Source organism: Nocardia sp. NPDC056000 (assembly GCF_042269265.1).
In the GTDB taxonomy this organism is placed as follows: Bacteria; Actinomycetota; Actinomycetes; order Mycobacteriales; family Mycobacteriaceae; genus Nocardia.
Genome location: NZ_JBHJXS010000001.1, coordinates 673,767 through 696,371, shown reverse-complemented (window position 1 = coordinate 696,371; position 22,605 = coordinate 673,767). Strand labels below are relative to the sequence as shown.

The window sequence follows — 22,605 nt, the reverse complement described above, 5'->3', positions numbered from 1 at the left end:
GAGGCGCCGCTCATGCCGCTCAATGAAGAACTCATCGCTCCCGCCGCCGAGGCGTTGACCAATCCGTACCTGGAAGGTCCGTACGCCGCGCAGTCCGACGAGATCACCGCCACCGACCTCACGGTGCTGGCCGGTGAACTGCCCGTCGACCTCGACGGGGTGTACGTGCGCAATGGTCCCAACCCGCAGTTCGCGCCGCTGGGCCGGTACCACTGGTTCGACGGGGACGGCATGCTGCACGCCGTGCATTTCGAGAACGGCCGGGCCACCTACCGAAATCGGTACATTCGCACCGCCGAATTCGATGCCGAGCGCTCGGCCGGAACCGCGCTGTGGCGCGGGGTGATCGAGCCCTGGGACGGGAATCCCGCAGGAGATCGCCGCGAACGCAATTCGGCCAATACCGATGTCATCTACCACCACGGGAATCTGCTCGCGCTCTGGTATCGCGCCGGCAAGCCGTACTCGATCGATCCGGTGAGCCTGGAGACGCGCGGGGTCGACGACTTCAACGGCACCCTGCCGGGCGAGGTTTCGGCGCACGCCAAGGTGGATGAGCGCACCGAGGAATTCCTGTTCTTCGACTACGGCATCAATGCCCCGTACCTGCGCTACGGCGTCGCCGATCCGACCGGCAAGGTCACCCATTTCACCGGGCTGGAACTGCCCGGGCCGCGGCTGCCGCACGATATGGCGATAACCGAGAACTACTCCATCCTGATGGATCTGCCGCTCTACAACGATCCGCGCGCGGCCGCTGCCGGGCGATTCAAGATCTTCTTCGATCGCGAGCTGCCGAGCCGCTTCGCGGTGCTGCCGCGCTATGGCGTTGGGGCGGAAGCGAAATGGTTCGAGGCCGCGCCCGGGTACATCTATCACACGGTCAACTCGTGGGAGGAGGGCGATGAGATCGTGCTCATCGTCTGCCGGGTCACCGAACCCAGTCCGGTGTCCGATCGCGCGCATCCGCTGGCGCAGTTGCTCGCATATCTGCGGCCCGAGGCGAAACTGCATCGGTACCGGTTCAACCTCCGCACCGGCGTCACCACCGAAACGCCCCTGGATGATGTGAACACCGAATTCCCGGCCATCGACCAGGGGATCACCGGACAGCGCGGGCGGTACTCGTATCAGATGCGCCTGTCGGTGGATCGCACCATGATCTTCGACGCGGTGATCAAATACGACTTGCTCACCGGCACAAAGGAAACCGCGCCCTTCGGGGACGGCATGTACGGCAGCGAACTCACCGTGGTCCCGCGTCCCGGCGCGAAATCCGAGGACGACGCCTATCTGACCATGTTCGCCCACAACAACCACACCGGACTGTCCGAAGTATGGATCTACCACGCCGCCGATCTGAGCAAGGGGCCGATCTGCCGGTTGGGTATCCCCACCCGTGTGCCCCTCGGCTTCCACGCCACCTGGGTCAGTGGTGACCGTATGCGCGCCGCTTCCCAGCCGATCGCCTGAAAAGGTCTGCGCCCGTGCCTGATCCACGATTGAGCGTGAGCCTGCCGTACTGGCAGGACCGCGACCCCATGGACGCCCTGCTGGTGGCCGAAGCCGCCGACAAACTCGGCTACGACCGCCTCTGGCTCGGAGAAATGGCGACCTTCGACGCCTTCGCCCTCGCCACGGCGGTTGGCCAAGCGCCAGGCCGAATCCCACTGTGCATTGGACCGCTCGCGGTCGATATTCGGACTCCGGCGACCATCGCCATCGGTGTCGCCAGTGTCGCCGCCCTCACCGGGCGGGCCGTCAGTATCGCCCTCGGTACCTCGAGCACGGTCGTGGTGAAGGACTGGCACGGTCGTGAAAGACGCCGCACCGCTGTGCATTTGGAAGAGTCGGCACGCATCGTGCGGCAGTTGCTCGACGGCGAGAAGGGCGACTTCGACGGAGAGATCGAACGTATTCGCGGCTACCGGCTGCGTCTGCCCGCTCCGGGCGGGCCGGAACTGATCGTGGCGGCCTTTGGTGATCGTGCGCTGGCTGCTGCCGCGCGCACTGCCGATCGTGTAGTCCTCAATCTGGTGACACCCGCGCAGGTTGCCCGATGTGTCACGCGCATAAGGGAATTCGCGGCTGAGGTCGGGCGCGCCACCCCGAACGTATCGGTGTGGGTGACTGCGGCCGCGGACCCGACGTCCGACATGCTCCACACGCTTCGGCGCGGGGTGGTCGGTTATCTGCGCGCGCCCGGATACGACGCCATGTTCGAGGAGGCGGGCTTCGGGGACGTGGTGCGGCTGGCACGCGGCGGTGCTCACCCGCGCGAGGTGCTGGCAGCCGTTCCCGACGAATTGCCCGCCACCGTAGGGATGTTCGGCGACTCCGGCACACTCGCGAACCGGCTCACCGCGTACCGGGACGCCGGGGCCGACGAGGTGGTCATCGTTCCGGTGTCCACCGCGGAGGATCCGGCCGCGCACCACACCCTCGAGACCCTCGCGAGGATCGCACATGGCTGACGCGCGGATCCGTGCCGCCTCAGGCGAGCCGCTGAGCATTGGAATTTCGAATGAGATCGGGGAGAGCTGCGGTGGGTGAAGCATTCATTTATGACGCGGTGCGGTTGCCTCGGGGCAGGGTGCGACGCAGCGGTGGGGCGCTGGCGGAGTTGCCGCCGTATGAGTTGCTGGGGCAGCTGCTTTCGGCGTTGAGCGAGCGAGGTTGTCCGGCTGAGACAGTGGGCGACATCGTGATCGGGGTCAGTACCGCGATGGGGGAGCAGGGCGGGGATATCGCTCGGGCCGCCGCGCTGTGGGCGGGGTGGCCGGATTCGGTTCCGGGCGGGGTGGTTTCGCGACTCTGTTGTTCGGGGCTCGACGCGGTGGAAGCCGGGGCGGCTCGGGTGGCTGCCGGGTACGCGGACATGGTCGTCGCCGGTGGGGTGGAGTCGATGTCGCGGGTGCCGATGCTTTCGGATCGGCCCGCCATCGCGCTGGACAATGACCTCGGGGAGCGGACCGGGTTCGTCACCATCGGGGTCTCGGCGGATCTGACTGCGGGCGCGTACGGGATCACTCGACCGGAGCTGGATTCCTATGCGGTGCAGTCGCATAGGAGAGCTCTCGGCGCGGAAGTCTCATCGGCGGTGATACCGGCTCGCAAGGGTGGAACGGTGGTGCTGGACGCCGATGAGGGGGCTCGCGCGGATGCGTCGGTCGAAGCCTTTGCCGAACTGCCCGCGCTGTTCGGGGATGACCCGTCGTGGGAGCGGCTGGCGCGCCGACTGCCGGATGCTCCGCGTCCCGTCGCCGGATTGCACACCATCGCCACCGCACCGCAGCTCGCGGATGGCGCGTCCGCGGTACTGATCGGCAATGTGGCGGCAGAACGAACACTTGGGCGAAAACCGTTGGCCGCCATAGTCGGTACGGCTCAGACGGCGGTGCGCTCGCCATTGCTCACCGCACCCGTGACCGCCGCGCGGGTGGCGTTGGAACGCGCGGGTATCGCCGCCGGAGACCTCGATGTTGTCGAGGTGAACGAATCCTTCGCTGTCACACCGCTGGTGCTGACACGTGAGCTGAATCTTGATCCTGTGCGGGTCAATCCCTCCGGTGGCGCAGTCGCCGTCGGGCATCCGCTCGGCGCGACCGGCGGCATCCTCATTGCCCAGGCACTCGACGCCCTGAATCGGTGCGACGGCGAATACGCGCTGGTGACTATTCCCGCCGCGCTCGGGCTGGGGTCCGCGGTCGTACTGCGGCGACTGTCATGAGCAAGAACTACGAGTACTAGGGAACTTCATGGCTGAATCACCCGCTCCCGCACCGCTGACCGGTGCGCGTCGGACAACCGGGACCAGACATCCGGTGCGACAGTGTCATCCGGACGATACGGTGCGCGACTACCTCGAACACGGCTGGTGGGAGAACGAGACGATTCCGGCGGTCTTCCGCCGTCGCGTCGCTGAGGCCCCGGATGCGCCCGCGCTGACCGATCCGGCCAATCTCGCGGAGCTGACCGGCGCTGTGCCACGCAGTCTGACCTGGCAGGGGCTCGATGATCACGTAATCGATATCGCCGCAGTGCTTTTCGCACAGGGTATCCGCCAGGGTGACACCGTCGCCGTGCTGCTGCCCAATTCCATCGCGCTCACCGCGACCTACCTGGCGCTGTGGCGACTGGGCGCGGTCGCCACACCCATGCCCGCGTCCTACCGGCGGCATGAGTTGTCCGGCATCGTCGCCGCGACCGCCGCCGATGCGATCATCACCGCCGGAACACTGTCCGGACGCGATCTCGCGGAGGAGGCGCTGTCCGTCGCGGACGGCACTGCGACGGTGTTCGCCTTCGGCCCCGAGATTCCGGATAAGGCTGTAGCGCTGGGTGATTCGGCCGACTCCCAGGCGCGTGACCGCGTCCGGGACTACGAAGCCGCATTGCAGGTCACCGTCAATGACCGCATTACCGTGTGCTGGACCAGCGGCACCGAGGCCGCGCCCAAAGGTATTCCGCGCTGCCACGGAGACTGGCTGGCAGTGGCGCAGGGCGTCCAGGACGGCCTCGGAATCACCCCGGATTCGGTGGTGCTCAATCCCTTTCCGATGGTGAACATGGCGGGATTCGCCGGAGCGTTCCTGCCCTGGCTACTGGCCGGCGGGCATCTGGTGCAGCATCATCCGCTGGATCTGCCGGTGTTCTTGCGGCAGATCGCCGACCATCGGGTGACACACACCAGCATGCCGCCCGCACTGCTGACCATGCTGTTGCAGAACGAGGGTCTGCGCGCGCACGCGGATCTGTCGTCTTTGCGCACCGTGGGGTCCGGTGGTGCGCCGCTGCCGCCGCCCGTGGTGCGGCGCTGGCAGGAGGAACTGGGCATTCACGTGCTCAATTTCTTCGGATCCAATGAGGGCGTGAGTCTGCTCGGCGCACCGGCCGATATCCCGGATCCGACCGTGCGAGCGCAGCATCTGCCGCACTACGGTGCGCCCGGTGTGGAATGGTCCACCCGGCTGGCGGCGCGCACCGCGGTGAAACTCGTCGACGTCGTCACCGGCGAGACCGTGACGGAGCTGGGTGGCCGAGGCGAACTTCGACTGCGTGGCCCGGCGGTATTCGGCGGATACCTGCCCGGCACCGCGAGCACCGAACCCTTCGATGACGAGGGGTTCCTGTGCAGCGGAGATGTTTTCGAGCTCTGCGGCCCGGACGGCCGCTACCTGCGCTTCGTCGATCGGGTGAAGGAGATCATCATTCGCGGCGGTATGAATATCGCGCCCGCGGAGATCGAGGGATTGCTCTCGGATCATCCCGGCATCACCGATGTGGCGATCGTCGGGTATCCGGATGAGGTTCTCGGCGAGAAGTGTTGCGCCTTCGTGGTTCCCGCGCCTGGAGCCACCGTCACGCTCGACGATCTGGTCGCGCACCTGCGCTCCCGCGAGGTCGCCTCGTTCAAGCTGCCCGAACGCCTGGAGGTCGTGGCATCGCTGCCGCGCAATCCCGTCGGCAAGCTGCTCCGCCGCGAGCTTCGCGACCAACTCTGAACCGGTACAACACAATCCAGGAGTCATAGTGTCCGTCCATATACTCGGCGGCAGCCAAACCGATTTCGCCGTCAATTGGCATCGCGCCGGACTCGGGTTCGATGCGCTCGTTCGATCGGTGACCGAAGCGACGTTGACCGAGACGGGGATCGATCCCGCGGATATCGAAGTCATCCATGTCGGCAACGCATTCGGGCAGCTCTTCACGGGGCAGGGGCAGTTGGGCGGTATGCCCGCCACCGTGTTTCCGGAGCTCTGGGGGATTCCGGCGAGCCGTCACGAAGCCGCTTGTGCCTCCGGCAGTATGGCGGTGCTGGCGGCGATGTCGGACCTGGAATCCGGGCGGTACGACTGTGCCCTGGTCATCGGTGCCGAGCTGGAGAAGACCGTTCCGGGTAATCAGGCTGCCGCCTACATGGGTGCGGCCGCCTGGAAGGGGCATGAAGCCCAGGATACGGATCTGGTGTGGCCGACCATGTTCGCCGCTGTCGCCGAAGAATACGATCGGCGATACGGATTGGACCCGGCGCATCTGCACGCCATCAGCGAGTTGAATATCGCCAATGCGCGGTTGAATCCGCTGGCGCAGACTCGTGAATGGTCGTACACGCCGGATAGTTTCACCGCCGATGACACCGCGAATCCGCCGGTGGCGGGGCCGTTGCGGCGTCAGGATTGCAGTCAGATGACTGACGGGGCGGCGGCGTTGATTCTCGTCTCCGATCGATTCCTGGAGCAGCACAGGGATTTGCGGGCTACGAAGCATGCGGTGATCACCGGGTGGGGGCATCGGACGGCTGGGTTGTCGCTTGCGCAGAAGTTCGAGGTCGCGGTGGCCGAACCGTATGTGTTCCCGCATGTGCGGCAGACGATGCTGGATGCGCTCGGGCGGGCTGGGCTGGCCGATATCACCGATGTGGATGCGGTGGAGGTGCATGACTGTTTCTCGATGTCCGAGTACATGGCGATTGATCATCTCGGGATCACGTCGCCGGGGGAGAGTTGGAAGGCGATCGAGTCGGGGGAGATCGGTAGGGGCGGAAGTCTTCCGGTTAATCCGGGAGGTGGGCTTATCGGGATCGGGCATCCGGTGGGGGCTACCGGGGCTCGGATGTTGTTTGATGCTTATAAGCAGGTGACTGATCAGGCGGGGGACTATCAGGTTGATGGGGCTCGGAGGATCGCTACGTTGAATATTGGGGGGAGTGCCACTACCGTGGCTGGATTTGTTGTTGAGGCTTGGGGTTTTTAAGAACAAAAGATAAAAAAAGATAAAAGACGCCTGGACAAGAAGAAAAGAAGGCCCGAAGGGCCTCGAGACACCGGCATGGAGCCGTACGGACTTGGCAAAAGCCGTGCGGGACATGCCTGTAGGACCGGCAGGAGGGTTCCTGACGGTGGAGGCAGGTGGGGTGGAGCTATTGCCGGGCTGGGCAAGCCGGGCGAGGCAATACCCAGGGTCGCTGACGCATCCGAGTCGGCACACAGGCCCGCGAGGGGCGTGCGGGCAACGGTGGTGCCGCCGGGGCGGTGGCCATCAACTCGTCGGGGTGGTGCAGGTGGTTCACCTTCGGTGTCCGGGTCGGGTCGATGTGCGCGGGCGCGATCCACGCGGTGCGGCCCGCAAAGGCCGAATCCTTACCGAGCTTGATCGTGGTCCACCCGGTCGGAGTGTCGTTCACCAGGGCGTGGCAGTGATCGCAAGCCAGGGTGAGGTTTTCGATGTCGGTGGGGCCGCCCTTGATGTACTCGGTGACATGGTGGACAGCGGCCATGCTTGCTGGTGCGGTGCAGCCGGGGCGGGTGCAGCCACGTTCGGTGGCGATCAACGCCATGCGCTGTGCCGGGTTGGCAAGGCGGGCTTCGCCGATGTGCAGGGGCATCGCGTTGGCGTCGGTGACGACGGAGAACGTCTTGCTCTTGCGTGCAGCCATTTCCAACGCGACCGCGACCGGCACGGTCCCGCCGGTGGCGGTGGTGGCCACTCCGGCAGCGCGCTCCACATCGGCGATGGACATGGTCAGGATCGTGGTCACCGGGAGCCCACGGTGAGAGCCCAGGTGGGCGGGGTTGAAGTCGGGGTGCAGGAGCGCGAACAGCGCATCGTGCTGACGCTGCACGGTCGTGCGCGTATCGCGCGCGGCTGCCGCCTTCACCACCTCAGGGTCGAGATTCTCATCGACCACGAACGGGCTTTCGGGATCGGCGGGGTTGCACAGGCCAGGCCGGGCGAGCTTGGCCAAGACCGCGTCCATCGCGGCGCGTGCTTCGGGGGTCAGCACCACGGTCATGGTGGACATCAGGTCGAACCCTTGCGGGCTCAACCGCATGCTGCGCATACGTGCACGGTCTGCATCATTGGTCAGCGTGCCATCGGGGTCGAGGTGGCCGAGGATCCGGTCACCAATCTTGGGGAGCTGGTTCGGGTTTAAGGCGCGCGCGTGGCGGGCCAGGTGCTCTTCGGCGAGTGCGCGGTCTTCCGCACTTACCTTGCTCGGCAGCCGGTCCATGACCTGCCGGATGACCCGCACATGGTCGAGTCCAATCGCGCCTTCCTCTTGCGCGAGTGCGGTATTGGGCAGTGCCGGTGCGGCGGGAATCTCGGCGGCATCGCCAACACGCGGCCAGATCGCGGCCTGCTCGGCACAGTGCCACCGGTTCAACGCGTCCCCGTGCGAAATACGCAGGGTGTCTTGCAAGAACAGAGCCACCGAGCCCGCTCCGGCGCGCTTGGGCAGTGACCGGGAGCAGGTCTGCACGACCAGGTCGAGTTTGAGCGCGTCGAGTTTGCGGGTGGCGGTTTCGATCTGCTGCATCAATTCGACGATGTCGTTGTCCGATACCGGAATAAGTGGCAGCGAGGCGAGGGAGTCCACCGCCGCGGACAGTGTGTTCACACTGTCCGCGATTGCGATTTTCTCCCCCGAGTTCATGCCTCTATTCTACTCGGGAAGGGTCGATACTGAAAGCGTAATTGTATTGTGATACAGAGCTATTCAGAATATCTCCCTTTCAACTTTTAGCGCATTCCTTCCAATGCTTCGAGCCTGGCCGAATCCCGAACTGCCCCACGATCGGCCGACGTCGCCATCAGCGCGTAGGTGCGCAAAGCCACCGAAACCTCGCGCGTCCGCGCGACTGGTCGATACCCACCACGGCTTTCCAGCTCCTGTCGCCGCGCATCGAGCTCGTCATCGCCGACATGCAGTGACATTGTTCGCGAGGGGATATCGATGGTGACTTCATCCCCGTCCCGCACCAGTGCGATCACGCCACCCGATGCCGCCTCGGGTGAGATGTGACCGATGGAGAGCCCCGAGGATCCGCCGGAGAATCGCCCGTCGGTGATCACGGCGCATTTGCCCGCCAGCCCGCGACCTTTGAGATACGAAGTGGGATAGAGCATTTCCTGCATTCCCGGTCCGCCGCGCGGTCCCTCGTATCGGATGACGAGCACGTCTCCCGGCTGCAAGCGTCCGGACAGGATGGCGTCGACCGCGTCTTCCTGGGACTCCGCCACGACAGCGGGGCCGGTGAAGGTGTGCATGTGTTCGGCCACCCCGGCGGATTTCACCACGGCCCCATCGGGGGAGAGGTTTCCGCGCAGCACCGCCAGTCCGCCGTCGCTTGAATAGGCGTGGGCGCGATCGCGAATGCAGCCTTCGGCGGCGTCGGTGTCGAGGGAGTCCCAGCGCTCCGACTGTGAGAATGCGGTCGCGGAACGCTTTCCGCCCGGAGCGGCGTAGAACATTTCCATCGCCTCGGGAGACGCCTTGCCGCCGCGCACATCCCATGCGCCGAGCCAGTCGTCCAGCGAATTCGAGTGCACCGCAATCACATCCCGGTGCAGCAGTCCGGCGCGATCCAGTTCGCCGAGGATCGCGGGGATGCCGCCCGCCCGGTGCACGTCCTCCATCAGGTAGTCCCCATTGGGTGCGACCTTGCACAGGCAGGGCACCTGCAATGACATCTTCTCGATGTCGGTGAGGCCGTAGTCCAGTCCGGCCTCCTGTGCGGCGGCCAGCAGATGCAGGACCGTGTTGGTCGATCCGCCCATGGCGAGGTCCAATGCCACCGCATTGTCGAATGCCCGGTGCGAAGCCAGGTTTCGGGGCAGCACGCGGTCGTCGTCTTCGTCGTAGTACCGCCGGGTGATGTCCATGACGGTGTGTCCGGCGGCTTCGTACAGTGCGCGCCGTGCGGTGTGGGTCGCGAGGACGGTGCCGTTTCCGGGCAGTGCCAGCCCCAGGGCCTCGGTGAGGCAGTTCATCGAGTTCGCGGTGAACATGCCCGCGCAGGAACCGCAAGTGGGACAGGCGTTTTCCTCGATCAGCGCCATATCCTCGTCCGAGACGAGGGGAGACACCGCCTCGGACATGGTGACGATCAGGTCCAGGCGGCTGCGCACCGTGCCGTCGACCAGAACGGCTTTGCCGCCCTCCATGGGACCGCCGGAGACGAAGACGGTCGGGATGTTCAGGCGCATGGCGGCCATCAGCATGCCCGGGGTGATCTTGTCGCAGTTCGAGATGCACACGAGCGCGTCGGCGCAGTGCGCGTTCACCATGTATTCGATCGAGTCCGCGATCAGGTCGCGGGACGGCAGCGAGTACAGCATGCCGCCGTGGCCCATGGCGATGCCGTCGTCGACGGCGATGGTGTTGAACTCGCGCGGGATACCTCCGGCTGCGCGGACCGCCTCGGAGACGATGCGCCCTACGGGCTGGAGGTGGGTGTGGCCGGGGACGAACTCGGTGAAGCTATTGGCGATCGCGATGATCGGCTTGCGGCCGATATCCGCGGAGGGGACTCCGCTGGCTCGCATGAGCGCGCGGGCTCCCGCCATATTCCGGCCGTGCGTGACCGTGCGTGAACGCAGATTCGGCACGATGCCACCTCCTTCAGAAACTGCAACCGTATGGTTGGAGTCTTGCACATCGGAGGGTCTAACTGCAACCGTGCGGTTGGAGATCGCGGAAATGGTTGGATATCAGGCATGGCGTGGGATACCGAGGGAACCAAGCGGCGGCTGCTGGAGGCCGCCGTGTACGAATTCGCCGAGCGCGGGCCGGACGGCGCTCGGGTGGCGGCCATCGCGGCCCGCGCCTGCATCAACAAAGAGCGCATCTACCAGTACTTCGGCGATAAGCAGGGGCTCTTCGAGGCCGTGCTGACCGATCAGTTGGCCCAGCTCGCGGCCGCCAGCCCGCTGGCCGCCGATAAGGCCGGGGACCTCGCCGAATACGCGGGGCACGTCTTCGACTACCACCGCACCCATCCGCAGTTCCTGCGCCTGCTGCACTGGGAAGGACTCCAGACCCAGGGCGGTGAGCTACCCGCCGAATCCGCGCGCGCCTCGCACTACGCGGAGAAGGTGGCTTCCGTCGCCGCCGCCCAGCGCGAGGGCAAACTCACCGACGATGTGCCGGCCGGATATCTCATGTACGCCGTGGCCGCGCTCGCCGCGTGGTGGTTCGCGGTGCCGCAGGTGGTGCGGATGGTGCTGGGGGCGGATGCCGAGGACCCCGAGGCGCTGCGCGCGGGCCTGGTGAATCTGGTGCGCCGACTGGAGATTCGCGACTAGGGCCGCACGGGAACGGCCGTGAGCCGGTCCGCCAGTGCGCCGAGCACCGTCGAGCAACTCGCCTCGATTTTCAGCTTGGCCAGGTCGTCGGCGCGGGTTTCGCCGCGGTTCACGATCACCACATCGCGGCCGGATTTTGCGGCGCGGCGGGCGAATCGGAGACCGGACATGACGGTCAGCGATGATCCGGCGACCAGCAGGACGTCGGCGTCCTCGACGATTGAGAAGGCTTGGGCCACCCGGGGTGCCGGGACGGATTCACCGAAATAGACGATGTCCGGTTTCAGCATGCCGCCGCATACCGCACAGTCGACCATGCGGAACCCGCTGGTGTCGGCGACCACGGCGTCGGCGTCGGGCGCGACCTCCAGACCGGTGAGCGGCAGGGTTTCGGCGAAGCCGGGATTGGCCTCCTCCAGCAATTCGGCCAGGCGCATGCGGGACAGCAGTGCGGAGCAGTTCAGGCAGCGCACCCGCGCGTACACCCCGTGCAGGTCGATGACCGCGCGCTGTCCGGCCTTGGTATGCAACAGGTCCACGTTCTGGGTGATCACCCCGCGCACGATTCCGGCGCGTTCCAATCGGGCCAATGCGCGATGTCCGGCATTGGGGCGGGCCGCGTCCATGAACCGCCAGCCGACGTGATTGCGCGCCCAATACCGTTGCCGGAAAACGGGATCCCCGGTGAATTGCTGATAGGTCATGGGATTGCGCGGCGGGGAATCGGGGCCGCGATAGTCCGGAATACCGCTGTCGGTGGAGACGCCCGCACCGGTCAGCACCGCGACCCGGCGGCCGGTGAGCAGATCGCACAGCTGCTCGATCGAGGTATCCGACATGCCGACCAGCCTACGAGGCGAGGGCCACCGTGCGCCCGGTCACACCGTGTCACACCGTCCCTGGCTGCTTCGTCGTATCGGTATGGGCGTCACCACGGGCAGCGCGGAACGACTACGAAGGAGTTGTCATGACGAAGACGGTTCTGGTCACCGGTGGTACGGGCACCCTGGGCAAGCTGGTCACCCCGCTGCTGCTGATGCGCGCTGGCGTCCGGGTGCGGGTGCTGAGCCGCACCGCCCGCACCGGCACGGACGGTATCGAATACGTGGCGGGCGATCTCCAGACCGGCGAAGGCGTCGCGGCGGCGGTCGCGGGCGTCGACACCATCCTGCATCTGGCGGGCACCCAGAAGGGTGACGGCGATAAGGCGCGCGCCCTGGTGACGGCCGCCGAGGCCGCGGGCGGCACCCCGCATCTGGTCTACATCTCGGTGGTCGGCGCGGAGCGGGTGGTCTGCGAAAGCGCGCTGGATCGCGCGATGCTCGGCTACATGGCCTCCAAGCGGGAGGCCGAGATCGTGGTGCAGGAGTCGGGTCTGCCCTGGACCACCTTGCGCGCCACCCAGTTCCACGAACTGCTGTTCACCATGGTGCAGGCACTGGGCAAGCTGCCGATCGCACCGGCGTTCGATTTCCGGTTCCAGCCGATCGCGGCGGCCGAGGTGGCGGCGGAACTGGTGCGCCTGACCCTGGGCGAGCCCGCCGGACTGGTGCCGGAGCTGGCCGGGCCCAAGGTGTACACGATGAAGGAGGTGGTGCGCGGCTATCAGGACGCCATCGGCAAGCGCCGTCCCATCCTGAGCCTGAAGGCTCCGGGCAAGGCCGCCAAGATCTACAAGGCGGGCGGCAACCTCAACCTCGATCGCGCCGTCGGTGAGCAGACCTGGGAGGAATTCCTGGCCGAGCGTCTCGGTGCTCCGGTCCGGGCGTGAAATCGCCTGTCAGCGTGGGCCGTTGGTATTGAGGAAGACGACGGTGCCGGTGCCGAACCGGCCCTGCCCGTTCATCTCCAGCAGGGCGGCCATGGCCTTGGCGGTGTAGACCGGCTCCAGGGTGAGATGTTCCAGATCGGCCGAAAGCGTCTGCGCGGTGGTGGCTTCCATGGTGGTGCGGCCGTAGCCCGGGCCCAGATAGTCGGTCACGATATCGAGATTGGTCAGGGCCGAGACGTTTTCGGGCAGTCGCGCCCCGCGCTCGCGCAGCACCTGCGCGGATCGATCGGCCAGCCGGTACAGGGTGGCCGCGTCCAAGCGCAAAGTGTCATTGACGACCACACCGACCACCCGGGTGGACAGGCCCGCGAGTCGTAGGCCGAGGGAGAGCCCGGCGACCGTGCCGCCGGACCCGACCGGGGCGACCAGATGGGTGGGTTCGGGCAGTTCCCCCGCCCGCACCTGCGCGGCGAGTTCGAGTGCGGCCTCGACATAGCCGAGCGCGCCCACCGGTGACGATCCGCCCGCGGGCAGGAAATACGGTGGCCGTCGGCCGGAGAAATTGCGGGCCAGAATGTAGGGAGCGCTCAGGATCGTGCGGGTCTTGTTCCGGGTGAAGTAAAGTTTCGCGCCCGAATGCCGCAGTCGCTCCAGCTGGCTGCGCACATGGTCGTCCACCGGCTGATCGATAAGTGCCAGTACGGTTTTCAGTCCCAGCTCGCGCCCGTACAGCGCGGTCGCCAGTCCCCAATTGGTGCCGAGCCCGCCGACGGTGACGATCGTGTGCCGCCCCAGCCGCAGGGCGTCCGGTAACAGCCATTCCAGTTTGCGGACCTTGTTGCCGCCCCAGCCGCCGTCGCCGAATTCGCTGTCGTCCTTGATCCACAGCTCCGCCGCGACCGAATCCAACGCGGACAACCGCCGCACCGAGGTCGGACTCTTACCGAGTTCGATATGCGGCAGCGTGCTCTCGAGTTCGGGGTACTGCTGATGCAGATGCGGCGTCACACACACCAACGTATCGACTGCCCAGTCCAGATACGAGCGTGGCGAGGCGCACATGAGTCATGCTGGAGCATGACCACCAATTCGGAGCCGCCCGGTCGACGCACCGGACCGCTGCTCGCGCTGGTGGTGGTCGGGGTGGCGCTCGTACTCGCCATTGCCGCCACCACATATTTCATTGCTCATCGCGACAGCGGCGGTGGCACGCCCGAATCCGTCACCCTGCCGCCGGGGACGACGGTCGTCCAGAACTCCGCGGGAGTGCCCCCTCCGCCCGGCGGCGTCACCGCCGGACAGCCCGTGCCCTCGACGATCGCCCCGCAGCCGGGTACCACCGCGCCCTCGACCGCCCCCGCCCCGGGCTTCGCCCATCAGGCGCTGTGGCCGTTCGCCGATGAGGCGGCGGCAGCCCTCTGGCAGCAGTCCTATCGCGACGGTGGGCATCAGCCCTGGCATCTGGATCCCGCCGCCACCGCACTGAATTTCACCCAGGGCTACCTCGGCTACGGCAATCTGAACAAGGCCGTACTGACTACGACCAAGGGCGAAGAGTCATGGGTGACAGTCGGTTTCGAAAATCCCAACGGTGTCGCCATCGTCGCCGCCATGCTGCATCTGGCCAGGATCGGCACCGGAGCGGACGCGCCCTGGGAGGTCATCGGCACCGATGACCGCACCCTGTCCCTGGACAATCCGGTGTACGGCGCGAAGGTGAATTCGCCGCTGGCGGTGGGCGGTCATGTCACCGGCGTCGACGAGAGTCTGCGGGTACAGGTCCGGCAACTCGACAAAGCGCAAGCGGTCGGAGAGATTCCCGGAATCCCCGCGGGCGGGCAGAACAGTCCGTGGTCCGGCAGTGTGCCGTTCACCGCGACCTGCCCGGGCACGCTGACCGTCGCGGTCGCGACCGGGGGCCACGTCGAGGCGGTGGAGCGTTTCGCGATCACCGGGGTGCACTGCTGATCCGCTCACCTGGGACGATGACGACACCGAAATGATTCGCGGCGCCGACGGCGGTTCGGCGCAGCGTATTCGGCCGCGCGCCGAAAAACCGGTGTTGTTCCCGGATGTCCCGCGTATCGGCGAAGTGCGGGACAATTGGGTCGTATCACCGATATGGCCGACGCTCAACCGGGGGAATCCCGTCGGCTGAGCTTTCCTAAGGAGCCTCGCCATGAGCGAGAACCATTGGGACGCACTGGTTGTCGGAGCGGGGGCGGGTGGGCTCTGCGCCGCCGCCCGGCTTTCACACCACGGCTACCGCACCCTCGTCGTCGAATGTCTGGATCGGGTCGGGGGGCGCGCCTCCACCGAGGACGTCTACGGCTTCAAGATAAACACCGGGGCCATCGGCGTCGAGTTGGGCGGTATCACCGAGCAGACCTTCACCGAGGTTGGCGCGAAATTCGAAGTGCGACCGGCGAATCCGCCGATCCTGTACCGGATCGGCGGGCGCACGGTCGATATCGCCACCGGCGGCTGGCAATTGCTTATCTCCCAGCTGATTCGCCAGGGCGCGCCGCTGATCCAGGACACGGCCGAGCGCGGCGGCGGTATGCCCGACCGCGAGCTCTGCACCGCGGACTGGGTGCGCGGGCACACCAAAAACGCTGCGGTACACGGGATCTTCCGCGCCATGTGCGGGACGGTGTTCGCGGCCGCGCCCGAGGAGCTGCCCGCGCGGGTCTTCCTCACGCACTTCTCCAGCACGGCGGCGTTCGACAATTTCGGGTTCTGCCCCGAGGGCACGATCGGATTGTGGAAGGCGCTCGCCGAGGTCGTGGAACGCAATGGGGGACAGGTGCTGCTGAGTACGCAGGCGCTGCGCCTGCACGTCGAGGACGGCCGGATCACCGGGGCGACCCTGCGGCAGGGCGGTGAAAGCCGGGAAATTACCTGCGATTTCGCGGTCAGCGATATCGGGCCGTCGGCAACGCTGGATCTGGTCGGCCCCGAACACTTCCCGTCGGAGTACATCGGCACCGTTCTACAGGGCGATCTGCCCAGCGCCATGATCTCGGTCAACTTCACCAGTCGCGACAAGCTGCTGGACGCGCCCGGTCTGCTCAGCTTCGTCAATACTCGAAGGCTCTGCTACGCAGCCGATTTCACCGCCACCTGCCCGGAGATGGCTCCCGAGGGCTGGCATCTGTACGTCGGCACGGGCGTGCCCAAACCCTCGGTCGGCGATTTCGATGTGGAGGCCGAGGCGGCACTGGTGCTGCAGGATCTGCGCCACGAGATCGACGGCTTCGACCAGGCCCGGCTGCTCTCCATCGCCGTCACCCGGGACGACTGGCCCACCCAGCGCACCGTCGCGGGTTACGACATGCCGCACGACACACCGATCCCCAATCTCTGGAATGTCGGTGACGCGGTGAAGGAATACGCGCACGGCGGCACCACCGCCTGTGCCGAAACCGCCAAGATCGTGGTGGACAAGATCCTGCTCAGCGCAGCTTCGCGGCCGTCCCCGGTAGTCGATCCACCATAGCCACCACATAGTCGGCCACGATCTCGATGAGCACGGGCCGCTCCACCTTCAGCCCGCCGTCCAGCCATACCAGGATGAGTTCGGCGGCCCCGCCGGTGATGAGCTGCGCCAGCGCGGTGAGCGCGGTGTCATCGCCCGCGGGGATATCGAGCAGCGTGCGGGTCTGCTCGATGATCGTGGCGGCCACCTTGCGCATACCGTCGAACCGCATGCGCATCAGCGCCTCGCTGCCATATGCCTGTGCGAAGGCGATATTGGCGCGCCGCGGATCATCGGTCATCGCGATGATGAGGGCGGCGACTCCCGCGCGGATCTTGGTCTCGGGATCGCCGGGGGTCTCGGCCATCGTGCTGCGGGCCTGATCGAGCGCGGCCGACTGCACCTCGTCCAGCAGCGCGGCCGCCAAAGCGTCCAGATCGCTGAAGGATTCGTAGAAGAAGCGCGGACCCACCTTGGCCTGTTCGCACACCCCGCGCACGGTCAGAGCGGCCAGGCCCTGGGTGCCGACGATCTCCAGGGCGGTGTCCAGGAGCCTGCGCCGCCGCTGTTCCCTGCGCTCATCGGTGGAGGTTCCGCGATAGGTCCCGTTGAAAGCTCGCGTCACCCACACAGCTTCGCACAGATATCGGGAAACAACCGTTTACGGAAACAATCGTTTCCGCTACCGTTGGAACATGGTGCCTCGAAAAGCCGTGCTGAACCACAGGATTCAAGCTCATGCGGCCGGGGTGCTGGAGCGATACCCCTCCGCACCGCGCGCCCTGGCCACCCCGCCGCCCGGGAGCGGCCTCAAACCTGTCATGGGTGATTTCGGGCCGCCGGGGGTCGGTCATATCGTCAGCCAGCTCGCGGATCCGATCGGCTTCTCGCGCCGGCGCATGCAACGCTTCGGCCCGGTGCAGTGGTCCGGGGCGTTCGGCCGCCCGATCGTCGGATTGCTCAGTCCGCAGGCGCTCGAGGAACTGGTGCTGGATCGGCAGCACGCGTGGTCGGCCCAGCGCGGCTACGACTTCCTGATCGGGCCGTTCTTCCGGGGCGGAATCCTGTTGCGGGACTTCGAGGAACACGCCTATCACCGCCGTATTCTGCAACAGGCGTTCACGCGCTCGCGGCTGATCGGATATCTCGATCTCACCACACCGCGCATCACCCGGGGCGTGGACGGCTGGCAGCCCGGGCCCCGATTCCCGCTCTACGATCACGTCAAGGCGCTGCTGCTGGAACAGGCCACCGCGGTCTTCGCCGGAGCCGAACTCGGCCCGGAGGCAACGCGTTTGGGGCATGCCTTCGAGGACGCCGTCAAGGGCGGACAGGCCATGCTGCGATTCCCCATGCCGGGCGGCATCTGGAATCGGGGTCTGCACGGGCGGCAGCTGCTGGAGGAGTACTTCCGCCGCGAACTCCCCGCCAAACGCGCGGGGGAGGGCGACGACCTGTTCAGCGTGCTGTGTCATGCCAGTACCGAGGAGGGGGAATCCTTCACCGACGCGGACATCGTCGATCACATGATCTTCGTGATGATGGCGGCGCACGACACCAGTACCAACGCCATCTCCATGCTGAGCTATGAGCTCGCGCGGAATCCGAAGTGGCAGGACCGATTACGCGAGGAGTCCCGCGCGCTGGGCAAACCGACCCTCGACTACGCGGATCTGGATCAGCTCACCGGTTTGGATCTGGCGTTCAAGGAGACGCTGCGGATGTACTCCCCGGTCGGGCAGGTGGTGCGCGAATCCGTTGCCGATACCGAGATCTCGGGCTACTACATTCCGCGCGGCACGGTGGCGATCTGCGGCGCGTACGTCATGATGCGCTCCGCCGAGTACTGGCATGATCCGGATGTCTTCGATCCCGAGCGGTTCGAACCCCAACGCGCGGAAGACAAATCGCACCGCTTCGCATGGCCACCGTTCGGCGGCGGCGCGCACAAGTGCATCGGGCGCTACTTCGGCGGGATGACCGTCAAGGCCGTCATGCATCGCATGCTGCTGAACTACCGCTGGAGCGTGCCGCAGGGGTACGAGGTGCCGCTGGTGGCGGGCACCGGTCCGCAACCGGCGGACGGGTTGCCCATCACCCTGGAACGGCTCTAGCGCACATCGCGCGGTACCCCGAGTTCCACATCGAGATAACGCAATTCGGGGTCCCGGCGCTTGCCGTTGCGGAACGCCCGGAACACCAGGTCCTGCGGATGCCGCACCGCGAACACCTCGCGGAAGGTGGTCACGGTGCGCCGGGGTGTGCCGAGCAGCCGTGGGTTGTACCCGGTCTGCGCGACCGGTCCCTCCCAGATGAGCGCCGCCCCGCCCGGTACGCTGTGCGGGGCGAAGCTCCAGCCCAGATCCCGCATGCGCCGGTCGAATTCGCCCGCGCCGAGTCCGGCCACATCCCAGCCGCTGGCCTCGTTGAACAGCTGCCGCCCGTGCAGGAATTGCACGAAGCACGGATCCGGTCCGGGATGTGGCGTGCTGAGATTGATCACGCCATCCCACGGCAGCGTGGTGAGCGACCAGGCCAGCCGGGTCTCGAAATCGTCCCAGTCCGAACAGAGTACGGGCGCGTCGCGCTCACTGGGACGCTCGGCCGCCAGGCCGTAATCGCCGACGGTATCGGGTGCGTCCAGACTCCAGGCGCTGAAGCGCAGCCGTTCCGGGCGCATGGTGAGGCCGCGCGAGAGCACCGCGACCACCGATTCGGCGACCTGTTTGCGCTGTGCCACGGTGGCGGTGCGCCGCCAGCCGGTGCTCCACTCCCGGGCCGTCTCGGGGCGCTCGCGCACCCGTTGCACGGCGCGCCACTGCGCATCCGGTGCGGCGCTATCGGATTCGAGCGGCAGCGGGCACGGATCCCAGACGCCCTCGGGCTGGGTGCGCAAGACCGCGAGCAGTCGTTCGGCCTCGGCCGGGTTCGGCGGCACCGCGACGACGACCTCGATATCGCTGCCCTGCTGCGCGAAATGTGCGTGCCGCCCGATACTTTCGTCGCGCACCTGGATGAAGCGCGGATTCCATTCCAGGCCGAATCGATCGGCCTCCTCGTCTTCCTCCTCCAGGAAGAACGGCATCCACTTCAGCAGTACATCCCAACCCTGTGTACCCATCCTCGCCTCCCTCCAGGCTGTCCGCCAACCTACCGGGCAGTAGAGATCGATGCCCCGTACGGGTATCGAACCGACCACCCCGCGTGGTAGAACCTGTTCTAGTTTTACTACGAAGGACCCTGAATGAACTGGTATACCGGTAACACCGTCTATGACACCGTCTTGACGATCGCGTTCGGATTCGCGGCATTCGTGCTGGTGGGCGGACTGTTCGGGCAGAGCCCGTACGGCCGCTTCGCCACCGCCAAGCTGGGGCTGAACCTCAATCCGAAGCTCGGCTGGTGGCTCATGGAGATTCCAGCCACCGTCGTCTTCGCGATCGCCTACCTCAGCGGTCCGAATCGATTCGAGCCGACTTCGCTGGTGCTGGCGGCCATCTGGATTCTGCACTACGCCAATCGCGGCTGGTTCTTCCCCCTTTCGATTCGTCAGGTGCCGGGCAAGACCAGCAGTTTCAATGTCTCGGTGCTCGGTATGGGCATGTTCGTCACGGCGCTGCACGGCTATCTCAATGGTGCGCTGTTCAGCCATGATTATCTGGGGCAGTACGGAACCGATTGGCTCACCGATCCGCGTTTCCTGATCGGGCTGGTCATCTATCTCAGCGGTTTCGCCCTGCTGACCAGCTCGGAGTGGATCGTGCGGAACCTGCGCGACAAGAACAATCCGGGCGCGACCGAATACAAGATTCCGTTCGGGCTGGGCTTCCGATTCGTCACCAGCCCAACATATCTCGGTGAGTTGGTCGCCTGGGCGGGCTTCGCCATCCTGACCTGGGCGCTGCCGGGCGTGGTCATCTTCCTGATCACCTTCGGGAACCTGGTGCCGCGCGCCTTCGCCACGCACAAGTGGTACCGGGAGAAGTTCGCGGACTACCCGGCCGAGCGAAAAGCCCTGGTGCCCTTCGCCATCTAGCGTCCCTGGCGCGCCGCCTTATCACGATACATGGCGGTGTCCACGGCATGCATGAGCTCGTCGATGGCGGTGGAGTGGGTATCCACCAGTGCGGTACCGATACTCGCGCCCACCGTCACCGAAAGCCCGGCCACATCGAAGGGTTCGCGCAGCGCCGCCAGAATGCGATCCGAGACGGCGGTCAATTCCGTTCTGCCCGTGCAGTCCTCGACCAGCACGATGAATTCGTCCCCGCCCAGCCGGGCCGCCACGGCATTGTCCGGCAGCGCGGCGCGCAGGCGCAGCGCCACATCGCACAGCACCCGATCCCCGGCGGTATGCCCGCGCCGATCGTTGATCTCCTTGAACCCGTCCAGATCCAGATAGCACACGCCCACTTGACCATTGGCCGCGGCGAGCCGGTCGAAGAAGAGCAGGCGATTGGGCAGTCCGGTCAGCGAATCATGGTGCGCGTCGTACCAGAGCTGATCGGCCAGCTGTTTGCGCTCGGTGACATCGACGGTGACCCCGATGAGGAAGCGCGGATTACCGTCGCTGTCGCGCACCACCGACATGGACAGGTCGATGATGGTGACGGAGCCATTGGGCCGGGTGTGCACGGTCTCGGTGCGGAAGCTGTCCACCGCGCCGCTGAGCAGCTGCTGGAACTGTTCGAAGGCATTGCCGATATTGACGGGCCCGAGGATATCGGCGACCGATCGGCCCGGCATGGATTCGGCTGGGACGCCGAGGACTTCGGCCATGGCGTTATTGACATCGACCACGCGGCCGGTGGTGATATCGATGGTGCCGATGCCCACCGACGCGCCCGCGAAAATGGCTTGGAAGCGCGCCTCGGACAGTTGCCGCCGGGCCTCGGCCTCGCGGGCCGCGATGAACGCCGCGGCCATGGTGGCTTCCTGTTCGGCCAGTGCGGCCCCGCGTAATCCGGCGGTGAACTCGGCGGCGAATTCGGCGGCCACATCGATGGCGCGTTCGCGCACCGGGCCGAAATCCGGGCAGTCCGGATCCGGGCAGACGGCGGCCACCAGATCCTTGCAGAGCACCAGTACCGACCGGTGCACGGCAAGGGGGTCACGGTAATTGGCGGCCACCAGCGCGGCGGCGGCCGCGCGCGCCACGTCCGAGTCGGCGGTGCCCCGCACGGCGGCGATGAGCCCCTCGGCGTACGGGGTCAGCAGTGCTTCGACCTGGTCGCGGTTCAGGGTCGGCGCGACCGCGCCGTCGAGCATGCTCGCCCAGCGCACCGCCAGTTCGTGTGCCGCTCCCATCGCTGACCCCCTGCCGCCCCGAAAGCCCTACTCGGACTCAGGCTTTCCGGGCGACGCCGGCCAAACCGAGTGAGCGCCCCGGGGTTTCATGCTGATCGCGCTCGGATTCCGGGCGCCACAGCGGTAGCTCCACCACGCCCGGCTCCAGTAGCTCCCAGCCGTCGAAGAAACCGGTGATGGCCTCGCGGGACCGGAAATGAATGCCGACCTTGCTCTCATTGGCGGCGTTCGCGCCGAGCTTGGCGGCGTCCTCGGGCCGGGTGGCGGTGGTGAGATGGGAGATGGCGACATAGCTGCCCGACGGAACGGCGGCGTGCAGTGCGGTGACCGTCTCGCCCGGCCGGTCCTCATCACCGAGCAGATGCAGCACCGCGAAGAGCAGCACGCCCACCGGCTGATCGAAATCGAGCAGGCCGACCTCGCGGGCGGCGGTGAGCAGATCCGCGGGTTTGCGCAGATCCGCCTCGATGGCGGCGGCATGGTCATTGCCGCCCAGGATGGCGCGCGCGTGTGCCACGGCCACCGGATCGATATCGGCGTACAGCACCCGGCAGGTCGGATCGATCTCCTGGGCGACCTCGTGCACATTGCCTGCGGTCGGAATGCCGGAACCGATATCGAGGAACTGGGTGACGCCGGAATCCACCAGGAATCGCACGGCGCGGCGCAGGAAGGCGCGATTGCTCAGGGCAACCCGGGGCAGGTCCGGTACGAGCGATTTGCCCAGTTCTGCGGCCCGGCGGTCGATCTCGAAATTATGTGAGCCGCCGAGCAGTGCGTCATACATGCGAGCGGGGCTCGCCTGCGACATATCCACGCCCTCCGGGGCCCATGCCGGTCTGTCCATCCTGCACCCTCCTGCAATCAAAGAACCCGGCCGCGGATCCCCGTGTTCGGCGATCACCCGGCCGGTGCACACCCGCGATGTTAGCCCGCGTTCTCCAGAAATCTTGTAGCGGTA

19 protein-coding genes are annotated in these 22,605 nt (G+C 66.4%); 11 read left to right on the top strand and 8 right to left on the bottom strand.

Annotated features, from left to right (window positions below):
• The first annotated feature begins 12 nt into the window (after positions 1-12).
• The 5 genes from ACFC4D_RS03295 (at position 13) to ACFC4D_RS03275 (ending at position 6,756) form a co-directional block, all read left to right on the top strand.
• Entirely contained in the window at positions 13-1,473 is a 1,461-nt protein-coding gene (locus ACFC4D_RS03295) for a carotenoid oxygenase family protein (RefSeq protein ID WP_375966932.1), read from the top strand.
• A 14-nt stretch (positions 1,474-1,487) separates the two neighbouring features.
• Positions 1,488-2,474, top strand: a complete 987-nt coding sequence (locus ACFC4D_RS03290; protein WP_376061527.1) for an LLM class F420-dependent oxidoreductase — start codon at positions 1,488-1,490, stop codon at positions 2,472-2,474.
• Between the two features lie 71 nt (positions 2,475-2,545).
• The gene (locus ACFC4D_RS03285) at positions 2,546-3,730 is read left to right on the top strand and encodes an acetyl-CoA C-acyltransferase (RefSeq protein WP_376061524.1); all 1,185 of its coding nucleotides are present in this window, start codon (positions 2,546-2,548) and stop codon (positions 3,728-3,730) included.
• 28 nt (positions 3,731-3,758) lie between these two features.
• Complete coding sequence (locus tag ACFC4D_RS03280; protein ID WP_376061522.1) at positions 3,759-5,504, top strand: class I adenylate-forming enzyme family protein; 1,746 nt, start codon at positions 3,759-3,761, stop codon at positions 5,502-5,504.
• A gap of 28 nt (positions 5,505-5,532) precedes the next feature.
• The gene (locus ACFC4D_RS03275) at positions 5,533-6,756 is read left to right on the top strand and encodes an acetyl-CoA acetyltransferase (protein WP_376061520.1); all 1,224 of its coding nucleotides are present in this window, start codon (positions 5,533-5,535) and stop codon (positions 6,754-6,756) included.
• A 166-nt stretch (positions 6,757-6,922) separates the two neighbouring features.
• Here the strand turns inward: ACFC4D_RS03275 and ACFC4D_RS03270 are convergent, their stop codons facing one another.
• Together ACFC4D_RS03270 and ilvD are read right to left on the bottom strand one after the other, a co-directional pair.
• Positions 6,923-8,437, bottom strand: a complete 1,515-nt coding sequence (locus ACFC4D_RS03270; protein WP_376061518.1) for a DUF222 domain-containing protein — start codon at positions 8,435-8,437, stop codon at positions 6,923-6,925.
• Positions 8,438-8,523: 86 nt separating this feature from the next.
• Positions 8,524-10,392: a dihydroxy-acid dehydratase gene (gene ilvD / locus ACFC4D_RS03265; RefSeq protein ID WP_376061516.1), complete on the bottom strand. Its 1,869-nt coding sequence runs from the start codon at positions 10,390-10,392 to the stop codon at positions 8,524-8,526.
• Positions 10,393-10,500: 108 nt separating this feature from the next.
• Between ilvD and ACFC4D_RS03260 the strand changes: the two genes are divergently transcribed.
• Complete coding sequence (locus tag ACFC4D_RS03260; protein ID WP_364633402.1) at positions 10,501-11,088, top strand: TetR family transcriptional regulator; 588 nt, start codon at positions 10,501-10,503, stop codon at positions 11,086-11,088.
• On the opposite strand, the gene ACFC4D_RS03255 is transcribed toward ACFC4D_RS03260, so the two are convergent.
• Positions 11,085-11,927, bottom strand: coding sequence for an NAD-dependent protein deacetylase (locus tag ACFC4D_RS03255; protein ID WP_376061513.1), 843 nt, complete (start codon positions 11,925-11,927; stop codon positions 11,085-11,087). The genes ACFC4D_RS03260 and ACFC4D_RS03255 overlap by 4 nt on opposite strands.
• A 128-nt stretch (positions 11,928-12,055) precedes the next feature.
• On the opposite strand from ACFC4D_RS03255, the gene ACFC4D_RS03250 reads away from it, so the two are divergent.
• Positions 12,056-12,859 carry an SDR family oxidoreductase gene (locus ACFC4D_RS03250; RefSeq protein WP_376061512.1) on the top strand — a complete coding sequence of 268 codons (804 nt, stop codon included), beginning with the start codon at positions 12,056-12,058 and terminating at the stop codon, positions 12,857-12,859.
• 9 nt (positions 12,860-12,868) lie between these two features.
• Here ACFC4D_RS03250 and ACFC4D_RS03245 read toward each other — a convergent pair whose 3' ends face one another.
• On the bottom strand, positions 12,869-13,867 hold the full coding sequence (locus ACFC4D_RS03245; protein WP_376061509.1) for a 1-aminocyclopropane-1-carboxylate deaminase/D-cysteine desulfhydrase: 999 nt from the start codon (positions 13,865-13,867) through the stop codon (positions 12,869-12,871).
• A gap of 69 nt (positions 13,868-13,936) precedes the next feature.
• On the opposite strand from ACFC4D_RS03245, the gene ACFC4D_RS03240 reads away from it, so the two are divergent.
• Both ACFC4D_RS03240 and ACFC4D_RS03235 read left to right on the top strand, forming a co-directional pair.
• Complete coding sequence (locus ACFC4D_RS03240; protein WP_376061508.1) at positions 13,937-14,827, top strand: hypothetical protein; 891 nt, start codon at positions 13,937-13,939, stop codon at positions 14,825-14,827.
• A 211-nt stretch (positions 14,828-15,038) separates the two neighbouring features.
• Positions 15,039-16,358 carry a phytoene desaturase family protein gene (locus ACFC4D_RS03235; RefSeq protein WP_376061505.1) on the top strand — a complete coding sequence of 440 codons (1,320 nt, stop codon included), beginning with the start codon at positions 15,039-15,041 and terminating at the stop codon, positions 16,356-16,358.
• Here the strand turns inward: ACFC4D_RS03235 and ACFC4D_RS03230 are convergent.
• Positions 16,315-16,962 (bottom strand): TetR/AcrR family transcriptional regulator, encoded by a 648-nt coding sequence (locus tag ACFC4D_RS03230; protein ID WP_375966951.1) that lies wholly within the window; start codon positions 16,960-16,962, stop codon positions 16,315-16,317. The genes ACFC4D_RS03235 and ACFC4D_RS03230 overlap by 44 nt on opposite strands.
• 70 nt (positions 16,963-17,032) lie before the next feature.
• Here ACFC4D_RS03230 and ACFC4D_RS03225 point away from each other — a divergent pair, with 70 nt between their 5' ends.
• Positions 17,033-18,451 (top strand): cytochrome P450, encoded by a 1,419-nt coding sequence (locus ACFC4D_RS03225; RefSeq protein WP_376061504.1) that lies wholly within the window; start codon positions 17,033-17,035, stop codon positions 18,449-18,451.
• Here ACFC4D_RS03225 and ACFC4D_RS03220 read toward each other — a convergent pair.
• Complete coding sequence (locus ACFC4D_RS03220; protein ID WP_375966954.1) at positions 18,448-19,458, bottom strand: hypothetical protein; 1,011 nt, start codon at positions 19,456-19,458, stop codon at positions 18,448-18,450. The genes ACFC4D_RS03225 and ACFC4D_RS03220 overlap by 4 nt on opposite strands.
• A 123-nt stretch (positions 19,459-19,581) precedes the next feature.
• On the opposite strand from ACFC4D_RS03220, the gene ACFC4D_RS03215 reads away from it, so the two are divergent.
• A complete protein-coding gene (locus tag ACFC4D_RS03215) occupies positions 19,582-20,373 on the top strand; it encodes a 3-oxo-5-alpha-steroid 4-dehydrogenase (RefSeq protein WP_376061502.1) in 792 nt (263 codons plus the stop codon).
• Here the strand turns inward: ACFC4D_RS03215 and ACFC4D_RS03210 are convergent.
• Complete coding sequence (locus ACFC4D_RS03210; RefSeq protein WP_375966956.1) at positions 20,370-21,644, bottom strand: diguanylate cyclase domain-containing protein; 1,275 nt, start codon at positions 21,642-21,644, stop codon at positions 20,370-20,372. The two genes, ACFC4D_RS03215 and ACFC4D_RS03210, sit on opposite strands and share 4 nt — an antisense overlap.
• 37 nt (positions 21,645-21,681) lie before the next feature.
• Positions 21,682-22,491, bottom strand: coding sequence for an SAM-dependent methyltransferase (locus tag ACFC4D_RS03205; protein ID WP_364633422.1), 810 nt, complete (start codon positions 22,489-22,491; stop codon positions 21,682-21,684).
• Positions 22,492-22,605: the final 114 nt, after the last annotated feature.